The organism is Chromobacterium fluminis, assembly GCF_011602385.1.
Taxonomy (GTDB): Bacteria; Pseudomonadota; Gammaproteobacteria; order Burkholderiales; family Chromobacteriaceae; genus Chromobacterium; species Chromobacterium fluminis.
Window position 1 is genome coordinate 1 of the sequence record NZ_JAAOMA010000003.1, and the last position, 17,351, is coordinate 17,351.

Here is a 17,351-nt window from a genome sequence, read left to right on the forward strand (position 1 = left end):
GGTTGATCGCCTTGTTGCGGGTGGGTTTGTCCTTCAAGGGCAAGCTGGTCGCCACCATGATGTTGGGCGTGATCAATTCCGGTTTGCCTTTTCTGCTGTTCGCGCTGGCGGCTCGGGTCTTGCCGGCCGGTTATAGCGCGATCTTGAACGCCAGCACGCCGCTGATGGGGGTGTTGATCGGCGCGGCTTTGTTTGGCGAGCGCATTAGCGCCAATAAGCTGGCCGGCGTGTTGATTGGCTTGGCTGGCGTGGCGGTGTTGACGCGGACGGGGCCTGCTGCGGGGCCGGAGGCGTTGTGGGGCGTGGCGGCTTGCTTGACGGCCACCGCTTGCTATGGGCTGGCGGGGTTTCTGACCAAGCGCTGGATAGCGGACCGCGGCGGCCTGGACAGCCGCGTGGTGGCTTTGGGCAGCCAGCTGGGCGCGGTGGCGTTGCTGTTGCCGTTCATGGCGTGGCAGGCGAGCGCGCAGCCCTTGGCGTGGCCGGCGGCGGGAGCGGAGGTGTGGCTGGCGATGCTGGCCTTGGGCCTGCTGTGCACTTCGCTAGCCTATGTCTTGTACTTCCGCTTGATAGCCGACGTCGGCCCGCTGAAGGCGTTGACGGTGACGTTTCTGATTCCGCCCTTCGGCATTTTCTGGAGTTGGCTGGCGCTGGGCGAGACGGCGACGCTGCCCCAGGCGCTGGGCGGCGCTTTGATCGCGCTGGCGCTGTGGCTGGTGCTGCGGCCGGAAGCGCCGGCGGCGCGCGCCGCCGCGCCGGACGAGGATTGGTCGATCTAGCGGCGGCGCGGACGGGGATTAACTGAGCAGCAGATAGTTGATCGGGCTTTCTCCGCAGGCCGCCAGCCCGCATTCCAGGAATACGGACAGGGCGTTGCCCAGCAGCAGGGCCATGGTCAGGGCGACGCCGGCCTTGGCCAGCCGGCTCAGTTGCGCCGGGGGCTGGCGGTCGAAGCTGTTTTCTCGCTGGCACAGCATCAGCAGCAGCCCGCTGCCGATGAAGACGGCGAAGAAGGCGAGGGCGGCCCAGGTGTAGAAGTGCAGGCCCAGGATGGGTGGGCCGAAGCCGGCGTCGCCCGGGGCGATGTGCAGCAGCACTTGGCGGCCGGCCACGGCGAAGCCGGCGGCGGCGGCCAGCAGCATCATGCCGTAATGACCGGGTTTGTCGCCCAGCAGCACGTTGGCGGCCAGCGCCACCGCGATGGCGCACAAGGCTACGCGTTGCAGCAGGCAGAGCGGGCAGGGCAGTTCATGCTGGGCGAACTGGAAGTAGAAGGCGACGAGCAGCATCAGGTTGATCAGCAACAGGCCCAGTTGATTTAGTTTGCCGGTGAGGTTTTGCGTCATGTCGGGTTCCTCACAGGGAAATGGGCAAGCTGCTGGTGGCGTGGAACTTGAACCAGTACAGGGTGAGCGCGAAGGCCAGGCCCCAGCAGGCGTAGGCCCATTGGCGCTTGCGCAGGATCAGGGCCAGCAGGGAGGCGGCTAGCAGCAGAAACAACAGAGTGTCCATCGGGAAGTCCTTAATGTGGCGAGCCGGCGGAGCCGGCCTGGGTGGTGGTTGCCAATCAATATTAGCGCTTGCTTAATGTTGTGTGAATAGCTTGTTTGCAGGCGGTGGAGCGAAATTCGCCGCTCAATCAGTACATTTGCAATTCGTATCGTATAAAAGGGCGCGGCCGGACGCGATGTCGGGCCGGCCGCTTTTTGCGGCGGGCGGCGGCCCTTGGCAAGCTTTTTGCATTGAAGCTGTTGTTAGCATACGCTCAAGGCCGCCGCCATGTCCGCCTCCGATCCCGCGCCGCTTTACGCGGTGAAAGTCCGCCGCGATTACAACAGCTGGGTAGCGCGCGAGTCGCTGGAGGATTTTGCGCTGCGTTATACCCCGCACGGCTTCCGGCGCTGGTCGCCGTGGCGGGTGGCGCACACCGCGCTGGGCGGCGCCGCCGCCTTTCTGGTGTTGGAGGCGGTGGGCGCGGCGATGCTGACGGCGGGAGGCTTCATCAACGCGGCCTGGGCCATTCTGGCGGTGGGGCTGGTGATTTTGCTCGTCGGCCTGCCTATCAGCGTCTACGCCGCCCGCTATGGCGTGGACATGGATTTGCTGACCCGCGGCGCGGGTTTCGGTTATCTGGGCTCCACCGTCACCTCCTTGCTGTACGCCGCCTTCACCTTTATTTTCTTCGCGCTGGAAGCCGCCATCATGGCGTATGCGCTGGAGTTGGGCTTTGGTCTGCCGCCGGCCTGGGGTTATTTGCTGTGCACCGTGGCGGTGCTGCCGCTGGTGGCTCACGGCGTCACCGCCATCAGCCGGCTGCAAGCCTGGACCCAGCCCTTGTGGCTGGGCTTGCTGTTGCTGCCTTACGGCTTCGTGCTGGCGCGCCAGCCGGAGACGCTGAGCGGGTTCTGGCACTATGCCGGGGCCGAAGGCGGGGCGGGCGGCTTCGATCTGCGCCGTTTTGGTGCGGCCTTCGGCATCGGCATCGCCTTGATCGCGCAGATGGGGGAGCAGGCGGACTATCTGCGCTTCATGCCGCCGCCCGTCGCCGGCCAGCGCCGCCGCTGGTGGCTGGCCTGCCTGGCCGGCGGCCCGGGCTGGGTGTTGCCGGGCATGCTGAAGATGTTGGGCGGCGCGCTGCTGGCCTGGCTGGCCTTGGATCACGGCCTGGCGGACGGGCCGGCGCCGGATCCGGCGCGCCTGTATTGGTTCGGCTATGTCCAGGGATGGGGCGACGGCCGGCTGGCGCTGGCGGCGACGGTGCTGTTTGTGCTGCTGTCGCAGCTGAAGATCAATGTCACGAATGCCTACGCCGGTTCGCTGGCCTGGTCCAATTTCTTCGCGCGGCTGACCCACAGCCATCCGGGACGGGTGGTGTGGGTGGTCTTTAATCTCTTGATCGCGCTCTTGCTGATGGAGCTGGAGGTTTTCCAGGCGCTGGCGCATGTGCTGGCGCTGTTCGCCAATCTGGCCATCGCCTGGATGGTGACCGTGGCGGCGGATTTGGCGATCAACAAGCCGTTGGGGCTGAGCCCGCCGGGCATAGAGTTCCGCCGGGGCTATCTCTACGACGTCAATCCGGTGGGGCTGGGTTCGCTGGTCTTGGCCTCGGCGGTTTCGGTGTCGGCGCATTTGGGGGTTTTGGGCGAGCAGATGCAGCCGCTGGCGCCCTTCCTGTCCTTGCTGACCGCCTTGCTGGCCACGCCGGCGCTGGCCTGGCTCAGCGGCGGCCGTTATTACCTGGCGCGCCGGCCGGCCTTGCCGCCGGCCGCGCCGCAGCGCTGCGCATTGTGCCGCCGCCTGTACGAGCCGCCGGACATGGTGAGTTGCCCGGCGTATCGCGGTTGGATCTGTTCCTTGTGCTGCACGCTGGACGCGCGTTGCGACGACCGCTGCAAGCCCAGGGCGCGGCTGGACGAGCAGTGGCGCGCATGGCTGAGCCGGCTGTTGCCGAGGGCCTGCCGGCCCTATCTGCAGCGGGGCCTGGCCGATTATCTGCTGCTGATGACGCTGTTGCTTGTGGGCTTGGGCTTGTTGCTGGGCGGCTTGTTCTGCCTGGCGCGGGGCCGCCCGGGTTTGGACGCGCTGACCGCGCGGCTGCCGCAGTTGGGCGCGGGCCTGCTGTTGGGCGGCAGCGTGCTGGCGTGGTGGCTGGTCTTGCTGCGCCAGAGCCGGCAGGTGGCGAGGCAGGAGTCCAAGCGGCAGACCCAGCGCTTGCTGCGGGAGATCGCGTCTCACCGCCGCACCGACGCGCTATTGCAAAAGGCGCGCCGCGCCGCGGAGCAGGCCAACCAGGCCAAGAGCCGCTATGTGAGCACGCTCAGCCATGAGCTGCGCACGCCGCTGAACAGCATGTTGGGCTATGCGCAGATCCTGGACGGGGACCCGGAGATTCCGCCGTCGAAGCGGCCGGCGCTGGCGGTGATCCGCCGCAGCGGGGATCACCTGCTCTCGGTGATCGAGGGCACGCTGGATCTGGCGCGGATCGAGAGCGGACGGCTCAATCTGGAGCCGCGGCCGCTGGATTTCGCTGAGTTGATCCGCCAATTGACGGCGATGTTTCAGCTGCAGGCGCGGGAGAAGGGGCTGGGCTTTCGTTTCTTGCCGCAAGGGGAATGGCCGGCCAGGGTGCGCGCCGACGAACGCCGGCTGAGGCAGGTTCTGATCAACTTGCTGGGCAATGCAGTCAAGTTCACCGCGCACGGCGAGGTCAGCCTGGGCCTGCGCTATCAGGGCGAGGTGGCGTGTTTCGAAATTGCCGACACCGGTCCCGGCATCGCGCCGGAGGAGGCCGAGCGCGTGTTCGAGCCGTTTGAACGCGGCAGCGGGGCCGCCGGCCAGAGCGGCAGCGGGCTGGGCCTGACCATTGCGGGGATGCTGACCTCGCTGATGGGGGGCGAGCTGAGGCTGGATAGCCGGCCGGGCGGGGGCTGCGTATTTACGCTGCGCTTGTTCCTGCCGCGGCTGGGCGCCGCGCCGGCGCCGCCCTTGTCGGCGCGCGTCGGCTACCAGGGCCGGCGGCGGCGGGTGCTGCTGGTGGACAATCATGCGCAGGACAGGGAGATGCTGGCCAGCGCCTTGCTGCCTTTGGGCTTCGAGGTGGAGCAGGCCGCCAGCGGCCAGGCTTGTCTGGATCGGCTGGAGCAGGCCGGGACGCTGCCGGATCTGGTGTGCATGGATCTGGCGATGCCGGGCCTGGACGGCTGGGAAACCCTGCGGCGCATCCGTCGTCGGCACGGCGACGCGCCGGCGCTGGCGGTGATTTCCGCCAACGCCTTTGAGCGGGGACAGGATAACGACGCGGGCATCCGCGCCGAGGATTTCTTCGTCAAGCCCATCCGCGTAGAGCGCCTGTTGGACTGGATTGGCCAGCGCTTGGGGCTGGCGTGGCTGAGCGGCGCGGAGCCGGCGCTGCGCTGGCCGCCGGAGGAGGCGCTGGACGAGCTGCGGCAGGCTTTGCGGCGCGGCTACTTGCGCGGCGCGCGCGCCGCCCTGTTGCGCTTGGAGGTGGGCGCGCTGGGCGCGGACCCGGCTTACGCGCCGTTCCTCGCGCGGGCGCGCAGCCTGCTGGACGGCTGCCGGCTGGACGAGCTGCTGCAATGGCTGCCGGGCGCGCCGGCATGAGCGCGCCGCGGCCGGAGCGGGCAACGGCGCTGATCGTCGACGATCAGCCGGAAAACCTGGCCTTGCTGCACGACGCGCTGGATTCGGCCGGTTACCGGGTATTGCTGGCCACGGACGGCGCGGCGGCCTTGCGGCGCGCCGCCGAATGCCGGCCGGACATCATTCTGCTGGACGCGGTAATGCCGGGCATGGACGGCTTCGAGACGGCGCGGCGCTTGAAGGCGGAGGCGGAAACGCAGGCGATTCCCATCGTGTTCATGACCGGGCTCAGCGACAGCGAGCACGTGCTGGCGGCGTTTGCCGCCGGCGGCGCGGATTACGTGGTCAAGCCGCTGCGGCCGGCGGAGGTATTGGCGCGCCTGGCCGCCCATATCGGCAGCGCGCGCCAGCTGTGCCGGGCGCGGCAGGCGCTGGAGGCGTCGGGCCAGGCCTTGCTGGCGGCGGACCCGGCCAGCGGCCGGCCGCTGTGGCTGACCGAGCGAGCGCGCGGTCTGCTGCAGGCCCACGGCTGGTCCGACGCGGCGCTGGCGGCGCGCTGGCGGCCCTGGCTGGGCCAGGCCGAGGCGGGCGAGAGCCTGGCGTTGGAGGGGGGCGACGGCTCGGGCTTGCTGGCGCGGCGGCTGGCCGGGGACGAGTGTTTGCTGGCCTTGAGCGAGAGAGGCGAAGCCGCGGCGCCGCAGCGCCTGATGCGGGCGCTGGGGCTGACTCCGCGACAGGCCGAGGTGCTGCATTGGCTGAGCCTGGGCAAGACCAACCGCGACATCGGCGACATCCTCGGCATGAGCCCGCGCACCGTCAACAAGCATCTGGAGCATGTGTTCGCCCGCCTGGGGGTGGAAACCCGCACCTCGGCCGCGGCGCTGGCCTTGCGCAGCGCCGACGGCGGGTGAGGGGGCATACGTCATGTAACGTATTTCGGCCGGGCGGGCCGGGGCTTAGGCTGATTCTGCAGTGCAACAATCGCTCGCCGGATCGGGCCAGAAGGCCTCCCGGCGTTTCAGGATCGCCCCAGGAGCTTCCCATGTTCATTCGCCCTCATGTCTTGTCTTCCCTTGCGCTGAGCCTGGCGCTGAGCGGCCTCGGCGTCGCGCCGGCCCTTGCCGCCAGCACCATCAAGGTGGGGGTGCTGCACTCCCTGTCCGGCACCATGGCCATTTCCGAAACCTCGCTCAAGAATATGGCGCTGTTCGCCATCGATCAGATCAACGCCGACGGCGGCGTGCTGGGCAAAAAGCTGGAGCCGGTGGTGGTGGATCCGGCGTCCAACTGGCCGCTGTTCGCGGAGAAGGCGCGCCAATTGCTGAGCCGGGACAAGGTGGCGGTGACCTTCGGTTGTTGGACTTCGGTATCGCGCAAATCGGTGCTGCCGGTATTCGAGGAGTTGAACGGCTTGCTGTTCTACCCGGTGCAGTACGAGGGGGAGGAGATGTCGCCCAATGTGTTCTACACCGGCGCGGCGCCCAATCAGCAGGCGATCCCGGCGGTGGAGTACCTGATGAGCAAGGAGGGCGGCGGCGCGCGGCGCTTCTTCCTGCTGGGCACCGATTACGTCTATCCGCGCACCACCAACAAGATTCTGCGCGCCTTCCTCAAAACCAAGGGAGTCAAGGACGCGGACATCCAGGAGGCCTACACCCCGTTTGGCCATAACGACTACCAGACCATCGTCGCCAATATCAAGAAGTTCGCCGCCGGCGGCAAGACTGCGGTGGTGTCCACCATCAATGGCGATTCCAATGTGCCGTTCTACAAAGAGCTGGGCAATCAGGGCCTGAAGGCGGCCGAGGTGCCGGTGATGGCGTTCTCGGTGGGCGAGGAGGAACTCAAGGGCATGGACGCCAAGCCCTTGGCCGGCCATCTGGCGGCCTGGAATTACTTCATGAGCGTGAAGAATCCGGTCAACGCCAAATGGATGGCGGACTACCGCGCCTGGGCGCGCAAGAAGGGCATCGCCGGGGCGGACAAGCTGGTGACCAACGATCCGATGGAGGCGACCTACGTCGGCATCCGGCTATGGGCGCAAGCGGCGCGCAAGGCCGGCAGCACCGATGTGGCCGCGGTGAGCAAGGCCCTGGCCGGGATGCGCCTGGACGCGCCGTCGGGCTATCCGCTGGAGATGGACGCCCGCAACCACCATTTGCGCAAGCCGGTGATGATTGGCGAGATTCAGCCCAACGGACAGTTCTCGGTGGTGTGGAAAAGCCGGAGCGTGGTGCGCGCCCAACCGTGGAGTCCCTACCTCCCAGGCAACGACAAACGGCCGGATGCCCCGGTGAAAAGCAAGTGAGCCGCGAAGGAGTCCGCGATGTCCTGGTGTAAAGCCTTGTCTTGGGCGCTGGCGCTGTGGTGCGCCGCGGCCGGCGCCGGCCCCTTGGCCGACCTGGCCGGCGCGGATCCGGCCGAGCGCGCCGGCTTGATTGAAAGCTGGGCGCCGCGTCCGGACGCGGAGCGCCGCTCGGCGGCGGCAGCGTTGGAGGAGGGCCGGCTATTGCAGTCCGCCGATGGCCTGCGCGTGTTGTGGCTGCGGCCGGACGGCGCGCTCGCCGACGCGGTGTCCGGCCAACCGGCGGCGGGCGACGCCGCCAGCCTGGAGCCGCTGCCGCTGAACAACCGGCTGCGCGGCGCTTTGGCGGTGTTTCACGCGGTTGCTCGCCTGGACGCGGCGGATCCTGTACGGCGGCTGGCCGCGGTCCGCGCGCTGGCGGATAGCGCCAACCCGGCCTTGCTGCCCTTGCTGCGAAACCGGCTGGCGCGGGAGGGCGACGCCGAGCTGCGGCGCGCGTTGGAGCAAGCGTGCGCCCGCTTGTCGCTAGCCAGCCCTGACCCGGCGCAGCGGAGAGCCGCCGCCGCGATGCTGGCGGACAGCGGCGATCCGGCCGCCTTGGCCTTGCTGACGCCTTTGACCGACGCCGCCAGCGAAAGCGACGCCGGGGTGCGCGCCGCCGCGACGAGTGCGCAAGCGGCCATCCGCGCCAGCGTGCAGGTGGACAATTTGCTGGGCGCGGCCTTCGCCGGCCTCAGCCTGGGTTCGGTGCTGCTGCTGGCGGCGCTGGGCCTGGCCATCACTTACGGCCTGCTGGGCGTGATCAATATGGCGCACGGCGAGATGCTGATGCTGGGGGCCTATGTCGCTTATGCGGCGCAAAGCCTGTTCCACAGCCGCTGGCCGGCCGCCGCCGACGCCTATCTGGCGCTGGCCTTGCCGGCGGCCTTCCTGTTCACCGCCGGCGTGGGCATGGCGCTGGAGAGGCTGGTGATCCGCCACCTCTACGGCCGGCCGCTGGAAACGCTGCTGGCCACCTGGGGCATCAGCCTGGCGCTGATGCAGTTGGTGCGAACGCTGTTCGGCGCGCAGAACGTGGCGGTGGCCAATCCCGGCTGGTTGAGCGGCGGCTGGGTCTTGAGCCCGGCGCTGACGTTGCCCTACAACCGCATCGCCGTCATTTTGTTCTCCGCGCTGACGTTGGGCCTGGTCTGGCTGGCGCTGAACCGCAGCCGGCTGGGTCTGTTTGTGCGCGCGGTGACCCAGAACCGGGGCATGGCGGACAGCCTGGGCGTGGCCACCGGGCGGGTGGACATGCTGGCCTTCGGCCTGGGCAGCGGCATCGCCGGCCTGGGCGGGGTGGCGCTGAGCCAGATAGGCAATGTCGGCCCGGATTTGGGCCAAGGCTATATCGTCGACAGTTTCATGGTGGTGGTGCTGGGCGGCGTGGGCCAGTTGGCCGGCGCGGCATGGGGGGCGCTGGGCCTGGGCGTGGCCAACAAGCTGCTGGAACCGGCGCTGGGCGCGGTGCTGGGCAAGATTCTGATCCTGGCCGGCATCATCCTGTTCATCCAAAAACGTCCGCAAGGCCTGTTCGCCCTCAAGGGCCGGGCCGTGGATTAGGAGCCGCCATGCATCTTCCTTACTCTTTGAGGCTCTTGTCCGGCCTGGGCCGCCGGCGCTGGGGCGCGGCGGCGCTGGCCCTGGTCTGGCTTGGCTTGCTGGCGCTGCCCTTGCTGCACGTGTTCGCGCCGGCGGACAGCGGCTGGCGGGTGTCGGCCTATGTTCTGACGCTGGCGGGCAAGATTCTGTGCTACGCGGTGCTGGCGCTGGCTTTGGACCTGGTCTGGGGCTATGCCGGCTTGCTCAGCCTGGGCCACGGCTTGTTCTTCGCGCTGGGCGGCTACGGCATGGGCATGTATCTGATGCGTCAGATCGGCGGCGACGGCGTTTACCAGAGCGCGCTGCCGGATTTCATGGTGTCGCTGGACTGGCGGGCGCTGCCGTGGTTCTGGCAGGGCAGCGAACACCTGGCCTGGGCCTTGTGCCTGGCGGTGGGCGCGCCGGGGCTGTTGGCGCTGGGCTTTGGCTGGCTGGCTTTCCGTTCCCGCATTCGCGGCGTGTATTTTTCCATCATCACCCAGGCGCTGACCTACGCGGCGATGCTGCTGTTCTTCCGCAACGAGACCGGTTTTGGCGGCAATAACGGCTTCACCGGTTTCAAGCGCATCCTGGGCTTCGGCATTGCCGAGCCGGCCACCCGCGCCTGGCTGTTTGTTCTCAGCGCGCTCTTGCTGTCGCTGTCTTTGCTGGGGGCGTTCTGGCTGATGCGCGGCAAGTTCGGCCGCATTCTCACCGCGGTGCGCGACGCCGAATCGCGGCTGATGTTCTGCGGCTATCGGCCGCAGGATTACAAGCTGGCGATATGGGTGTTGTCCGCCATGCTCTGCGGCCTGGCCGGGGCCTTGTACGTGCCGCAGGCCGGCATCATCAATCCGGGCGAGATGTCGCCGGGCAATTCGATAGAGGCCGCCGTCTGGGTGGCGGTGGGCGGCCGCGGCACTTTGATTGGGCCGGTGCTGGGCGCAGTGCTGGTCAATACGGCCAAGAGCTGGTTCACCGTGGCCTTGCCGGAGTATTGGCTGTTCTTTCTGGGCGGCCTGTTCATCGCCGGCACCTTGTTGCTGCCGCGCGGCTTGATGGGTTTGCTGGCGCGAGGCCGCGGCGCGTGAAGCGGCCGCGCTTCTATTTATTTCCCGGATATGCGACATGAATGCAACAGGCGAACATCCCGCTCCGCGTGGACAGTGGGAGGGCGAGGCGGTGGGCTTGTCCCGGCCGTTGACGCCGGGACTGGACATCCGGCACGGACAGATATTGTATCTTGACGATGTCATGGTTGATTTCGACGGTTACCGCGCTTTGAACCGCTTGACGCTGTCGATCGCCGTCGGCGAATTGCGCGTGGTGATCGGCCCTAACGGTGCCGGCAAGACCACGATGATGGATGTGATCACCGGCAAGACCCGGCCGGATGCCGGCAGCGTGTTCTTCGGCCAGACCATAGACCTGCGCCGGCACGACGAGGCCGAAATCGCCCAACTGGGCATAGGGCGCAAATTCCAGAAGCCCACGGTGTTCGAGGCGATGACGGTGGCGGACAACCTGGAGCTGGCGCTGGCCGGGGACCGCACGGTGCGCGCCAGCCTGCGCGCGCGCCTGGGCGCGGTTCAGCGCCGCCGCGTCGACGCGCTGCTGGAACGGGTGCGGCTGCAGGAGCAGCGCGGCCGGCTGGCCGGCCTGCTGTCGCACGGCCAAAAGCAATGGCTGGAGATTGGCATGCTGCTTGCTCAGCAACCCAAGCTGCTCTTGCTGGACGAGCCGGTGGCCGGCATGAGCGACGCCGAAACCGAGCAGACCGCGGAGCTGTTGCTGAGCCTGAAGGGCGAGCACTCCCTGATGGTGGTGGAGCACGATATGGATTTCGTCGCCAGCCTGGGCGGCAAGGTGACGGTGCTGGCCGAAGGCGCGGTGCTGGCGGAGGGAACGCTGAGACAGGTGCAGGCGGACGAGCGGGTGATCGAAGTGTATCTGGGGCGCTGACATGCTGGAAATCGACGGGCTGGAACAGTATTACGGCGGCAGCCGCATCCTGCGCGGGATCAGCCTGCGCGCCGAACCGGGGCAGATCACCTGCCTGCTGGGGCGCAACGGCGCGGGCAAGAGCACGCTGCTCAAATGCCTGAGCGGGCAATTGCCGATACGCGGCGGGCGCATGCTCTGGCGCGGCGAGGACATTGCCGCGCTGGCGCCGCATCAGCGCGCGGCGCGCGGCATCGCCTATGTGCCGCAGGGGCGCGAAATCTTTCCGCGGCTAACAGTGGAGGAAAACCTGCGCCTGGGGCTGGCGCGCTTCTCCGGCGCGGCGGGCCGCCGTTTGCCGGACAGCGTGTTCGAGATGTTTCCGGTGCTTTACGAGATGCGCGGCCGCCGCGGCGGCGACCTGTCCGGCGGCCAGCAGCAACAATTGGCGATTGGCCGCGCGCTGGCCGGGCGGCCGTCGCTGCTGATGCTGGACGAGCCGACCGAGGGCATTCAGCCCTCCATCATCAAGCAGATCGGCGCGGCGATCCGCCAACTGGCGGCCGGACGCGAGATGGCCATCCTGCTGGTGGAGCAGTATTACGACTTTGCCGAAGCGCTGGCGGATCGTTATCTGGTGATGGCGCGCGGCGAAGTGGTGCGCAGCGGCCTGGGCGGGGACATGCAGGCGGACGGCGTGCGCGGACTGTTGGCGATCTGAGCGATGCGCCGAGACGCCGCCGCCATCGGCCTGCCGCCGCCCTGGGCCGCCGAACTGGAACTGGCTTACCAGTGCCGCGACGGACGCACCATTCCGGTGCGGCGCAGGCATTGCGGCCCTTTGCGGGTGCAGCGCCACTTCATCGACGCCGCCGGTCAGTGCCAGCACATCATCGTGCATCCGCCGGGGGGCGTGGCGGGCGGAGACAGTCTGAGCCTGGCGGTGAGTTTGGAGGAGGGCGCGGACGCGCTGCTGACCAGTCCCGGCGCGGCCAAGTGGTACGACGGCTTCGGCCGCCCGGCCAGCCAGCGGCTGGAGCTGAGCTTGGCCCCCGGCGCGCGGCTGGAATGGCTGCCGCTGGAAACCATTCTGTTCGCCGGGGCGGAGGTGAGCATGCAAGGCCGCGTCCGGCTGCAGGGCGACGCCGCGCTGCTGTACGGCGATGTGCTCTGTCTGGGGCGTCCGGCCTGCGGCGAGCGCTTCGACCGCGGCCATTGGCGACAAAGCCTGGACATCGAACGCGACGGCCGGCTGATCTGGTGCGAGCGCGCCGCCTTGGCCGGCGGGGACCGCATGCTGGACGCGGCGGCGGGGATGGGCGGCCAGACCGTGGCCGGCCAGTTGCTGTGGGCCGGGCCGGCGCTGCCGGCGGACTTGCATCAGGCGGTATTGGCGCTGCCGCTGGCGGGCCGCGCCGCCGCCAGCCAGCTGCCGGATGTCTGGCTGGCGCGCTTCATCGGCGACAGCGCCGAAGCCGCCCACCATTGGCTGCGGCGGGCGCGGCGTTTGCTTTACCCGTTCACCCACGGCCGCGCGGCGCAGGAACCGCGCATCTGGGCAACTTGACCTTTCAATGAGAAATGGGACTTCACGATGGAATTGACGCCCAGAGAAAAAGACAAGCTGTTGATCTTCACCGCCGGCCTGCTGGCGGAGCGCCGCCGCGCGCGCGGCCTGAAGCTGAACTATCCGGAGGCGGTGGCTTACATCAGCGCCGCCGTCATGGAGGGCGCGCGCGACGGGCGTAGCGTGGCGGAGCTGATGCATTACGGCGCCACCTTGCTGGGCCGCGAGGAGGTGATGGACGGCGTGGCCGAGATGATCGCCGATATTCAGGTGGAAGCCACTTTTCCGGACGGCACCAAGCTGGTCACCGTCCACCAGCCCATTGTATGAGGACGCCGCGATGATTCCCGGACAGATCCAGGCCGCCGAGGGCGAGATCGAGCTCAACGCCGGCCGCCGCACCCTGACGCTGACGGTGGCCAATACCGGCGACCGGCCTATCCAGGTGGGCTCGCACTATCACTTTGCCGAAACCAACGACGCCTTGCAGTTCGACCGCGAGGCCGCCCGCGGCTGCCGGCTGAACATCGCGGCCGGCACCGCGGTGCGCTTCGAACCGGGTCAGACCCGCAGCGTGGAACTGGTGGAACTGGCCGGCCTGAGGCGGGTGCTCGGCTTTCAGGGCCGAGTAATGGGGGCCTTATGAAAATCAGCAGACAGGCCTATGCCGAGATGTTCGGCCCCACCGTCGGGGACCGGGTGCGCTTGGCCGACACCGAATTGTGGGTGGAGGTGGAGCGCGACTACACCGTGTACGGCGAGGAGGTGAAGTTCGGCGGCGGCAAGGTGATCCGCGACGGCATGGGCCAGGGCCAGGGACTGGCGGCGGAAGTGGCCGACACCGTGCTGACCAATGCGCTCATCCTGGATCACTGGGGCATTGTCAAGGCCGACATCGGCCTCAAGGACGGCCGCATCGCCGCCATCGGCAAGGCCGGCAACCCCGATATTCAGCCCGGCGTCGACATCGTCATCGGCGCCGCCACCGAAATCATCGCCGCCGAAGGCATGATCGTCACCGCCGGCGGCATCGACAGCCACATTCATTTCATCTGCCCGCAGCAGATAGAAGACGCCCTGATGTCCGGCATCACCACCATGATAGGCGGCGGCACCGGGCCGGCCACCGGCAGCAAGGCCACCACCTGCACGCCGGGGCCGTGGCATCTGGCGCGGATGCTGGAAGCGGCGGAAGCCTTTCCGATGAATCTGGGTTTCACCGGCAAGGGCAACGCCAGCCTGCCGGAGCCGCTGCGGGAGCAAGTGCGCGCCGGCGCCATCGGCCTCAAGCTGCACGAAGACTGGGGGAGCACACCGGCGGCGATAGACAACTGCCTGACGGTGGCGGACGAGATGGACCTGCAAGTGGCCATCCACACCGACACCCTGAACGAATCCGGCTTCGTCGAAGCCACGCTGGCCGCGTTCAAGGGCCGCGCCATCCACACCTATCACACCGAGGGCGCCGGCGGCGGCCACGCGCCGGACATCATCAAGGCCTGCGGCTATGCCAATGTGCTGCCCAGCTCCACCAACCCCACCCGGCCGTTCACCGTCAACACCATAGACGAACATCTGGACATGTTGATGGTGTGCCATCACCTGGACCCGGGCATCGCCGAGGACGTGGCCTTCGCCGAAAGCCGCATCCGGCGCGAAACCATCGCCGCCGAGGACATCCTGCACGATCTGGGCGCCTTCGCGATGATGTCCTCGGACAGCCAGGCGATGGGGCGGGTGGGGGAAACCATACTGCGCTGCTGGCAGACCGCGGACAAGATGCTGCGCCAGCGCGGCCCCTTGCCGGGCGACGGCCCCGGCCACAGCAATTTCCGGGTCAAGCGCTACCTGGCCAAGTACACCATCAACCCGGCGTTGACCCACGGCATCGCCCATGAAGTGGGCAGCGTCGAAGCCGGCAAGCTGGCCGATCTGGTGCTGTGGCGGCCTGCCTTCTTCGCGGTCAAGCCCAGCCTGATCCTCAAGGGCGGCATGATCGCCGCCGCCGCGATGGGCGACCCCAACGCCAGCATTCCGACGCCGCAGCCGGTGCACTACCGGCCGATGTTCGGCAGCTGCGGCGCGGCGGTGGCGCGCCGCAGCGTCACCTTTGTCTCGCAGGCGGCGCTGCAGGCCGGCATCGGCGCGGAACTGGGGCTGCGCAAGCGCTTGGTGGCGGTGCGAGGCTGCCGCCATCTGCGCAAGACGGACCTGATCCACAACGATTATCTGCCGCATATCGAGGTGGACCCGCAAAACTATCAGGTGCGCGCCGACGGCCAGCTGCTGTGGTGCGAACCGGCCGAGCGCCTGCCGCTGGCGCAGCGCTATTTCTTGTTTTGAGAGGATGCCATGTTGCTGCTGACACGCCGCGCCGACGATGCGAGCGCCTGGGACGATGAGCTGCTGATGAGTTGCGAACTGCGAGGCAAGCGCCGGCTTCGCACCCGCAGCGCCGCGGGGGAAGACTGCGGGCTGTTCCTGGAACCGGGGCCGCCGCTGGCCGACGGCGAAGTGCTGCAGGCCGAGGATGGCCGCCGGGTGCGGGTAGTGGCCGCACCGGAGGCCTTGCTGCATGTCAGTTGCGCCGACGCCATGGCCTTGACCCGCGCCGCCTACCACCTGGGCAACCGCCATGTGCATCTGCAAGTGGGCGAGGGCTGGCTGAGGCTGTTGGACGACGAGGTGCTGGCGCGGATGCTGGAGCAGATGGGCGCGCAGGTGCGAAAAATCGACGCGCCGTTCCAGCCGGAGTCCGGCGCTTACGGCGGCGGCCACCATCACTCCCACGGCAAGGAGGCGGCCTTCCAATATCCGCCGCGGCTGCATCAGTACGGCGCGGCATGAGCGCGCTGTCGCGGCTGCAACTGCTGCGGCTGGCCAGCCCGGGCCTGCCTATCGGCGCTTATAGCTACTCGCAAGGGCTGGAGAGCGCGCTGGAATTGGGCCTGGTGCGTGACGCCGCCAGCGCCGCCGCCTGGCTGGGCGATGTGCTGCAAGGGCCGCTGGCCCGTTTCGAGGCCGCGCTGCTGGCTCAGGCTTGGCGCGCGCTGGCCGCCGACGATCAGCCGGCGCTGGCGCGGATCAACCTGCAATTGCTGGCCAGCCGCGACAGCCGCGAATGGCGGCAGGAAACCGTGCAGATGGGGTATTCGCTGCGCCGTTTGCTGCAAGCGTTGCCGGAATGCGCCGGTTTGCCGTGGCCGGCTGGCCTGGAGCAGCCGGAGCTGGCGCTGCCCGCGGTTTGGGCGCAGGCGGCGCGCGCCTTGGGCGTGGACGAGGCCGGCGCGGTGGACGCTTACCTATGGGGCTGGCTTGAGAACCAGGTCACGGTTCTGCTCAAGGCGATGCCGATGGGGCAGACGGCCGGCCAGCAGTTGTTGTCGGCGCTGCTGCCGGCCGTGGCCGAGGCCGGCGCCGAGGCGCGGCGACTGCCGGCGGACCAACTGAGTAATTTCGCCCCCGGCCTCGCCTGGGCGGCGATGAAGCATGAAACCCAGTACAGCAGGCTGTTCCGGTCTTGAGCCGGCGGCCGCGATCTCAAGGAGAAAGCAATGAACACGACAGGACTCGCCCAGGGCCGCGGGCCGTTGCGGGTGGGCATAGGCGGGCCGGTGGGCTCCGGCAAGACTCACCTGACCTGGGCGCTGTGCGCGGCGCTGCGCGATAAATACAATGTCGCCGCCGTGACCAACGACATCTACACCCAAGAAGACGCGCAATTCCTGGTCCAGCACCAGGCGCTGGCGGCGGATCGCATCATCGGCGTCGAGACCGGAGGCTGCCCGCACACCGCCATCCGCGAAGACGCGTCCATCAATCTGGAGGCGGTGGCGCGGCTGAACGCCCGCCATCCGGGCCTGGATATCGTCTTCATCGAAAGCGGCGGCGACAATCTGGCCGCCACCTTCAGCCCGGAGCTGTCCGATCTGACGCTGTACGTGATCGACGTGTCAGCCGGCGACAAGATTCCGCGCAAGGGCGGGCCGGGCATCTGCAAGTCGGACCTGCTGGTGATCAACAAGATAGATCTGGCGCCACTGGTGGGGGCCTCGCTGGAGGTGATGGCGCGCGACGCCGGCCGCATGCGCGGCGAACGGCCCTTCGTGTTCTCCAATCTCAAGCTTGGCCAGGGGCTGAACGACATCATCGCCTTCATCGAAACCCAGGGCATGCTGCAACTTGACGTCTCGGGAGCTGAAAATGACCTTTCTGCGTAAATTCACGCCGGCCGCGCTGGCGCTATTGCTGGCCAGCGGATTGGCCCAGGCCCACCCCGGCCACGCCGTCGCCGGCTTTTCCAGCGGCCTGGCGCATCCGCTTGGCGGGTTGGACCACCTCTTGGCCATGTTGGCGGTGGGCTTGTGGTCGTGGCGGCTGGGCGGCGCGGCCCGCTGGCAAGGCCCGTTGACCTTCATGGCCATGTTGGCCGTTGGCGGCGTCCTGGGCTGGCTGGGCGTGAGCGCTGCGGCGCTGGAAAGCGGCATCGCCGCCAGCGTGATTGCGCTGGGCCTGCTGCTGGCCTTCGCCTTGCAGCCGCGGCGCGGCCTGGCCTTGGCGGCCATTGCCGGCTTTGCTTTGCTGCACGGCATCGCTCATGGTCAGGAGATGCCGCACGATGCCTCCGGCCTGGCTTACGCCGCCGGTTTCGTGCTGGCTTCCGGCCTGTTGCACGCGGCCGGCTTGTTGTTGGGGCGAACGGAAGCGCGTTTTGCGCTGGGCGAACGGCTGGGCCGCCTTGTCGGTGGCGGCATCGCCCTGTGCGGCGCGCTGATACTGGGGGGCTGGGTCTAGATACGCGGCAAGGCGGGCGGCGGC

At 68.3% G+C, this 17,351-nt stretch carries 18 protein-coding genes; 16 read left to right on the forward strand and 2 right to left on the reverse strand.

Annotation, left to right across the window (positions count from 1 at the left end; translation table 11 throughout):
- Nucleotides 1-779, forward strand: a 779-nt coding sequence (locus HA052_RS02835) for a DMT family transporter (protein WP_166450678.1), incomplete at its 5' end; no start/stop codon positions are given.
- An 18-nt stretch (nt 780-797) separates the two neighbouring features.
- Here the strand turns inward: HA052_RS02835 and HA052_RS02840 are convergent.
- Together HA052_RS02840 and HA052_RS02845 are read right to left on the reverse strand one after the other, a co-directional pair.
- On the reverse strand, nt 798-1,346 hold the full coding sequence (locus tag HA052_RS02840) for a disulfide bond formation protein B (RefSeq protein WP_166450679.1): 549 nt from the start codon (nt 1,344-1,346) through the stop codon (nt 798-800).
- Nucleotides 1,347-1,356: 10 nt separating this feature from the next.
- Nucleotides 1,357-1,512: a DUF5993 family protein gene (locus HA052_RS02845; protein ID WP_158274275.1), complete on the reverse strand. Its 156-nt coding sequence runs from the start codon at nt 1,510-1,512 to the stop codon at nt 1,357-1,359.
- 267 nt (nt 1,513-1,779) lie between these two features.
- On the opposite strand from HA052_RS02845, the gene HA052_RS02850 reads away from it, so the two are divergent.
- The 15 genes from HA052_RS02850 (at nt 1,780) to HA052_RS02920 (ending at nt 17,327) form a co-directional block, all read left to right on the forward strand.
- Nucleotides 1,780-5,121, forward strand: coding sequence for a hybrid sensor histidine kinase/response regulator (locus HA052_RS02850; protein WP_166450680.1), 3,342 nt, complete (start codon nt 1,780-1,782; stop codon nt 5,119-5,121).
- Nucleotides 5,097-6,011 (forward strand): response regulator transcription factor, encoded by a 915-nt coding sequence (locus HA052_RS02855; protein ID WP_240937254.1) that lies wholly within the window; start codon nt 5,097-5,099, stop codon nt 6,009-6,011. Before HA052_RS02850 ends, HA052_RS02855 begins: the two co-directional genes overlap by 25 nt.
- A 131-nt stretch (nt 6,012-6,142) precedes the next feature.
- Nucleotides 6,143-7,408: an urea ABC transporter substrate-binding protein gene (gene urtA / locus HA052_RS02860; protein WP_166450681.1), complete on the forward strand. Its 1,266-nt coding sequence runs from the start codon at nt 6,143-6,145 to the stop codon at nt 7,406-7,408.
- An 18-nt stretch (nt 7,409-7,426) separates the two neighbouring features.
- Nucleotides 7,427-9,007, forward strand: coding sequence for an urea ABC transporter permease subunit UrtB (gene urtB, locus HA052_RS02865; RefSeq protein WP_166450682.1), 1,581 nt, complete (start codon nt 7,427-7,429; stop codon nt 9,005-9,007).
- Between the two features lie 8 nt (nt 9,008-9,015).
- On the forward strand, nt 9,016-10,116 hold the full coding sequence (gene urtC / locus HA052_RS02870) for an urea ABC transporter permease subunit UrtC (RefSeq protein ID WP_166450683.1): 1,101 nt from the start codon (nt 9,016-9,018) through the stop codon (nt 10,114-10,116).
- 37 nt (nt 10,117-10,153) lie between these two features.
- Entirely contained in the window at nt 10,154-10,987 is an 834-nt protein-coding gene (urtD, locus tag HA052_RS02875; RefSeq protein WP_166450684.1) for an urea ABC transporter ATP-binding protein UrtD, read from the forward strand.
- Between the two features lies 1 nt (nt 10,988).
- Nucleotides 10,989-11,687 (forward strand): urea ABC transporter ATP-binding subunit UrtE, encoded by a 699-nt coding sequence (gene urtE, locus HA052_RS02880; protein ID WP_166450685.1) that lies wholly within the window; start codon nt 10,989-10,991, stop codon nt 11,685-11,687.
- Nucleotides 11,688-11,690: 3 nt separating this feature from the next.
- Nucleotides 11,691-12,533, forward strand: coding sequence for an urease accessory protein UreD (locus HA052_RS02885; RefSeq protein ID WP_166450686.1), 843 nt, complete (start codon nt 11,691-11,693; stop codon nt 12,531-12,533).
- 27 nt (nt 12,534-12,560) lie between these two features.
- The gene (gene ureA / locus HA052_RS02890; RefSeq protein WP_166450687.1) at nt 12,561-12,863 is read left to right on the forward strand and encodes an urease subunit gamma; all 303 of its coding nucleotides are present in this window, start codon (nt 12,561-12,563) and stop codon (nt 12,861-12,863) included.
- Between the two features lie 10 nt (nt 12,864-12,873).
- Nucleotides 12,874-13,179, forward strand: a complete 306-nt coding sequence (locus tag HA052_RS02895; protein ID WP_166450688.1) for an urease subunit beta — start codon at nt 12,874-12,876, stop codon at nt 13,177-13,179.
- Nucleotides 13,176-14,876, forward strand: a complete 1,701-nt coding sequence (gene ureC / locus HA052_RS02900) for an urease subunit alpha (RefSeq protein WP_166450689.1) — start codon at nt 13,176-13,178, stop codon at nt 14,874-14,876. The genes HA052_RS02895 and ureC overlap by 4 nt, the downstream gene beginning before the upstream one ends.
- Nucleotides 14,877-14,885: 9 nt before the next feature.
- Nucleotides 14,886-15,380, forward strand: coding sequence for an urease accessory protein UreE (ureE, locus tag HA052_RS02905; protein WP_166450690.1), 495 nt, complete (start codon nt 14,886-14,888; stop codon nt 15,378-15,380).
- Nucleotides 15,377-16,057: an urease accessory protein UreF gene (locus HA052_RS02910; protein ID WP_166450691.1), complete on the forward strand. Its 681-nt coding sequence runs from the start codon at nt 15,377-15,379 to the stop codon at nt 16,055-16,057. The genes ureE and HA052_RS02910 overlap by 4 nt, the downstream gene beginning before the upstream one ends.
- Before the next feature lie 30 nt (nt 16,058-16,087).
- Nucleotides 16,088-16,753: an urease accessory protein UreG gene (ureG, locus tag HA052_RS02915; RefSeq protein ID WP_166450692.1), complete on the forward strand. Its 666-nt coding sequence runs from the start codon at nt 16,088-16,090 to the stop codon at nt 16,751-16,753.
- A complete protein-coding gene (locus HA052_RS02920) occupies nt 16,737-17,327 on the forward strand; it encodes a HupE/UreJ family protein (RefSeq protein ID WP_166450693.1) in 591 nt (196 codons plus the stop codon). The genes ureG and HA052_RS02920 overlap by 17 nt, the downstream gene beginning before the upstream one ends.
- The last annotated feature ends 24 nt before the right edge of the window (nt 17,328-17,351 follow it).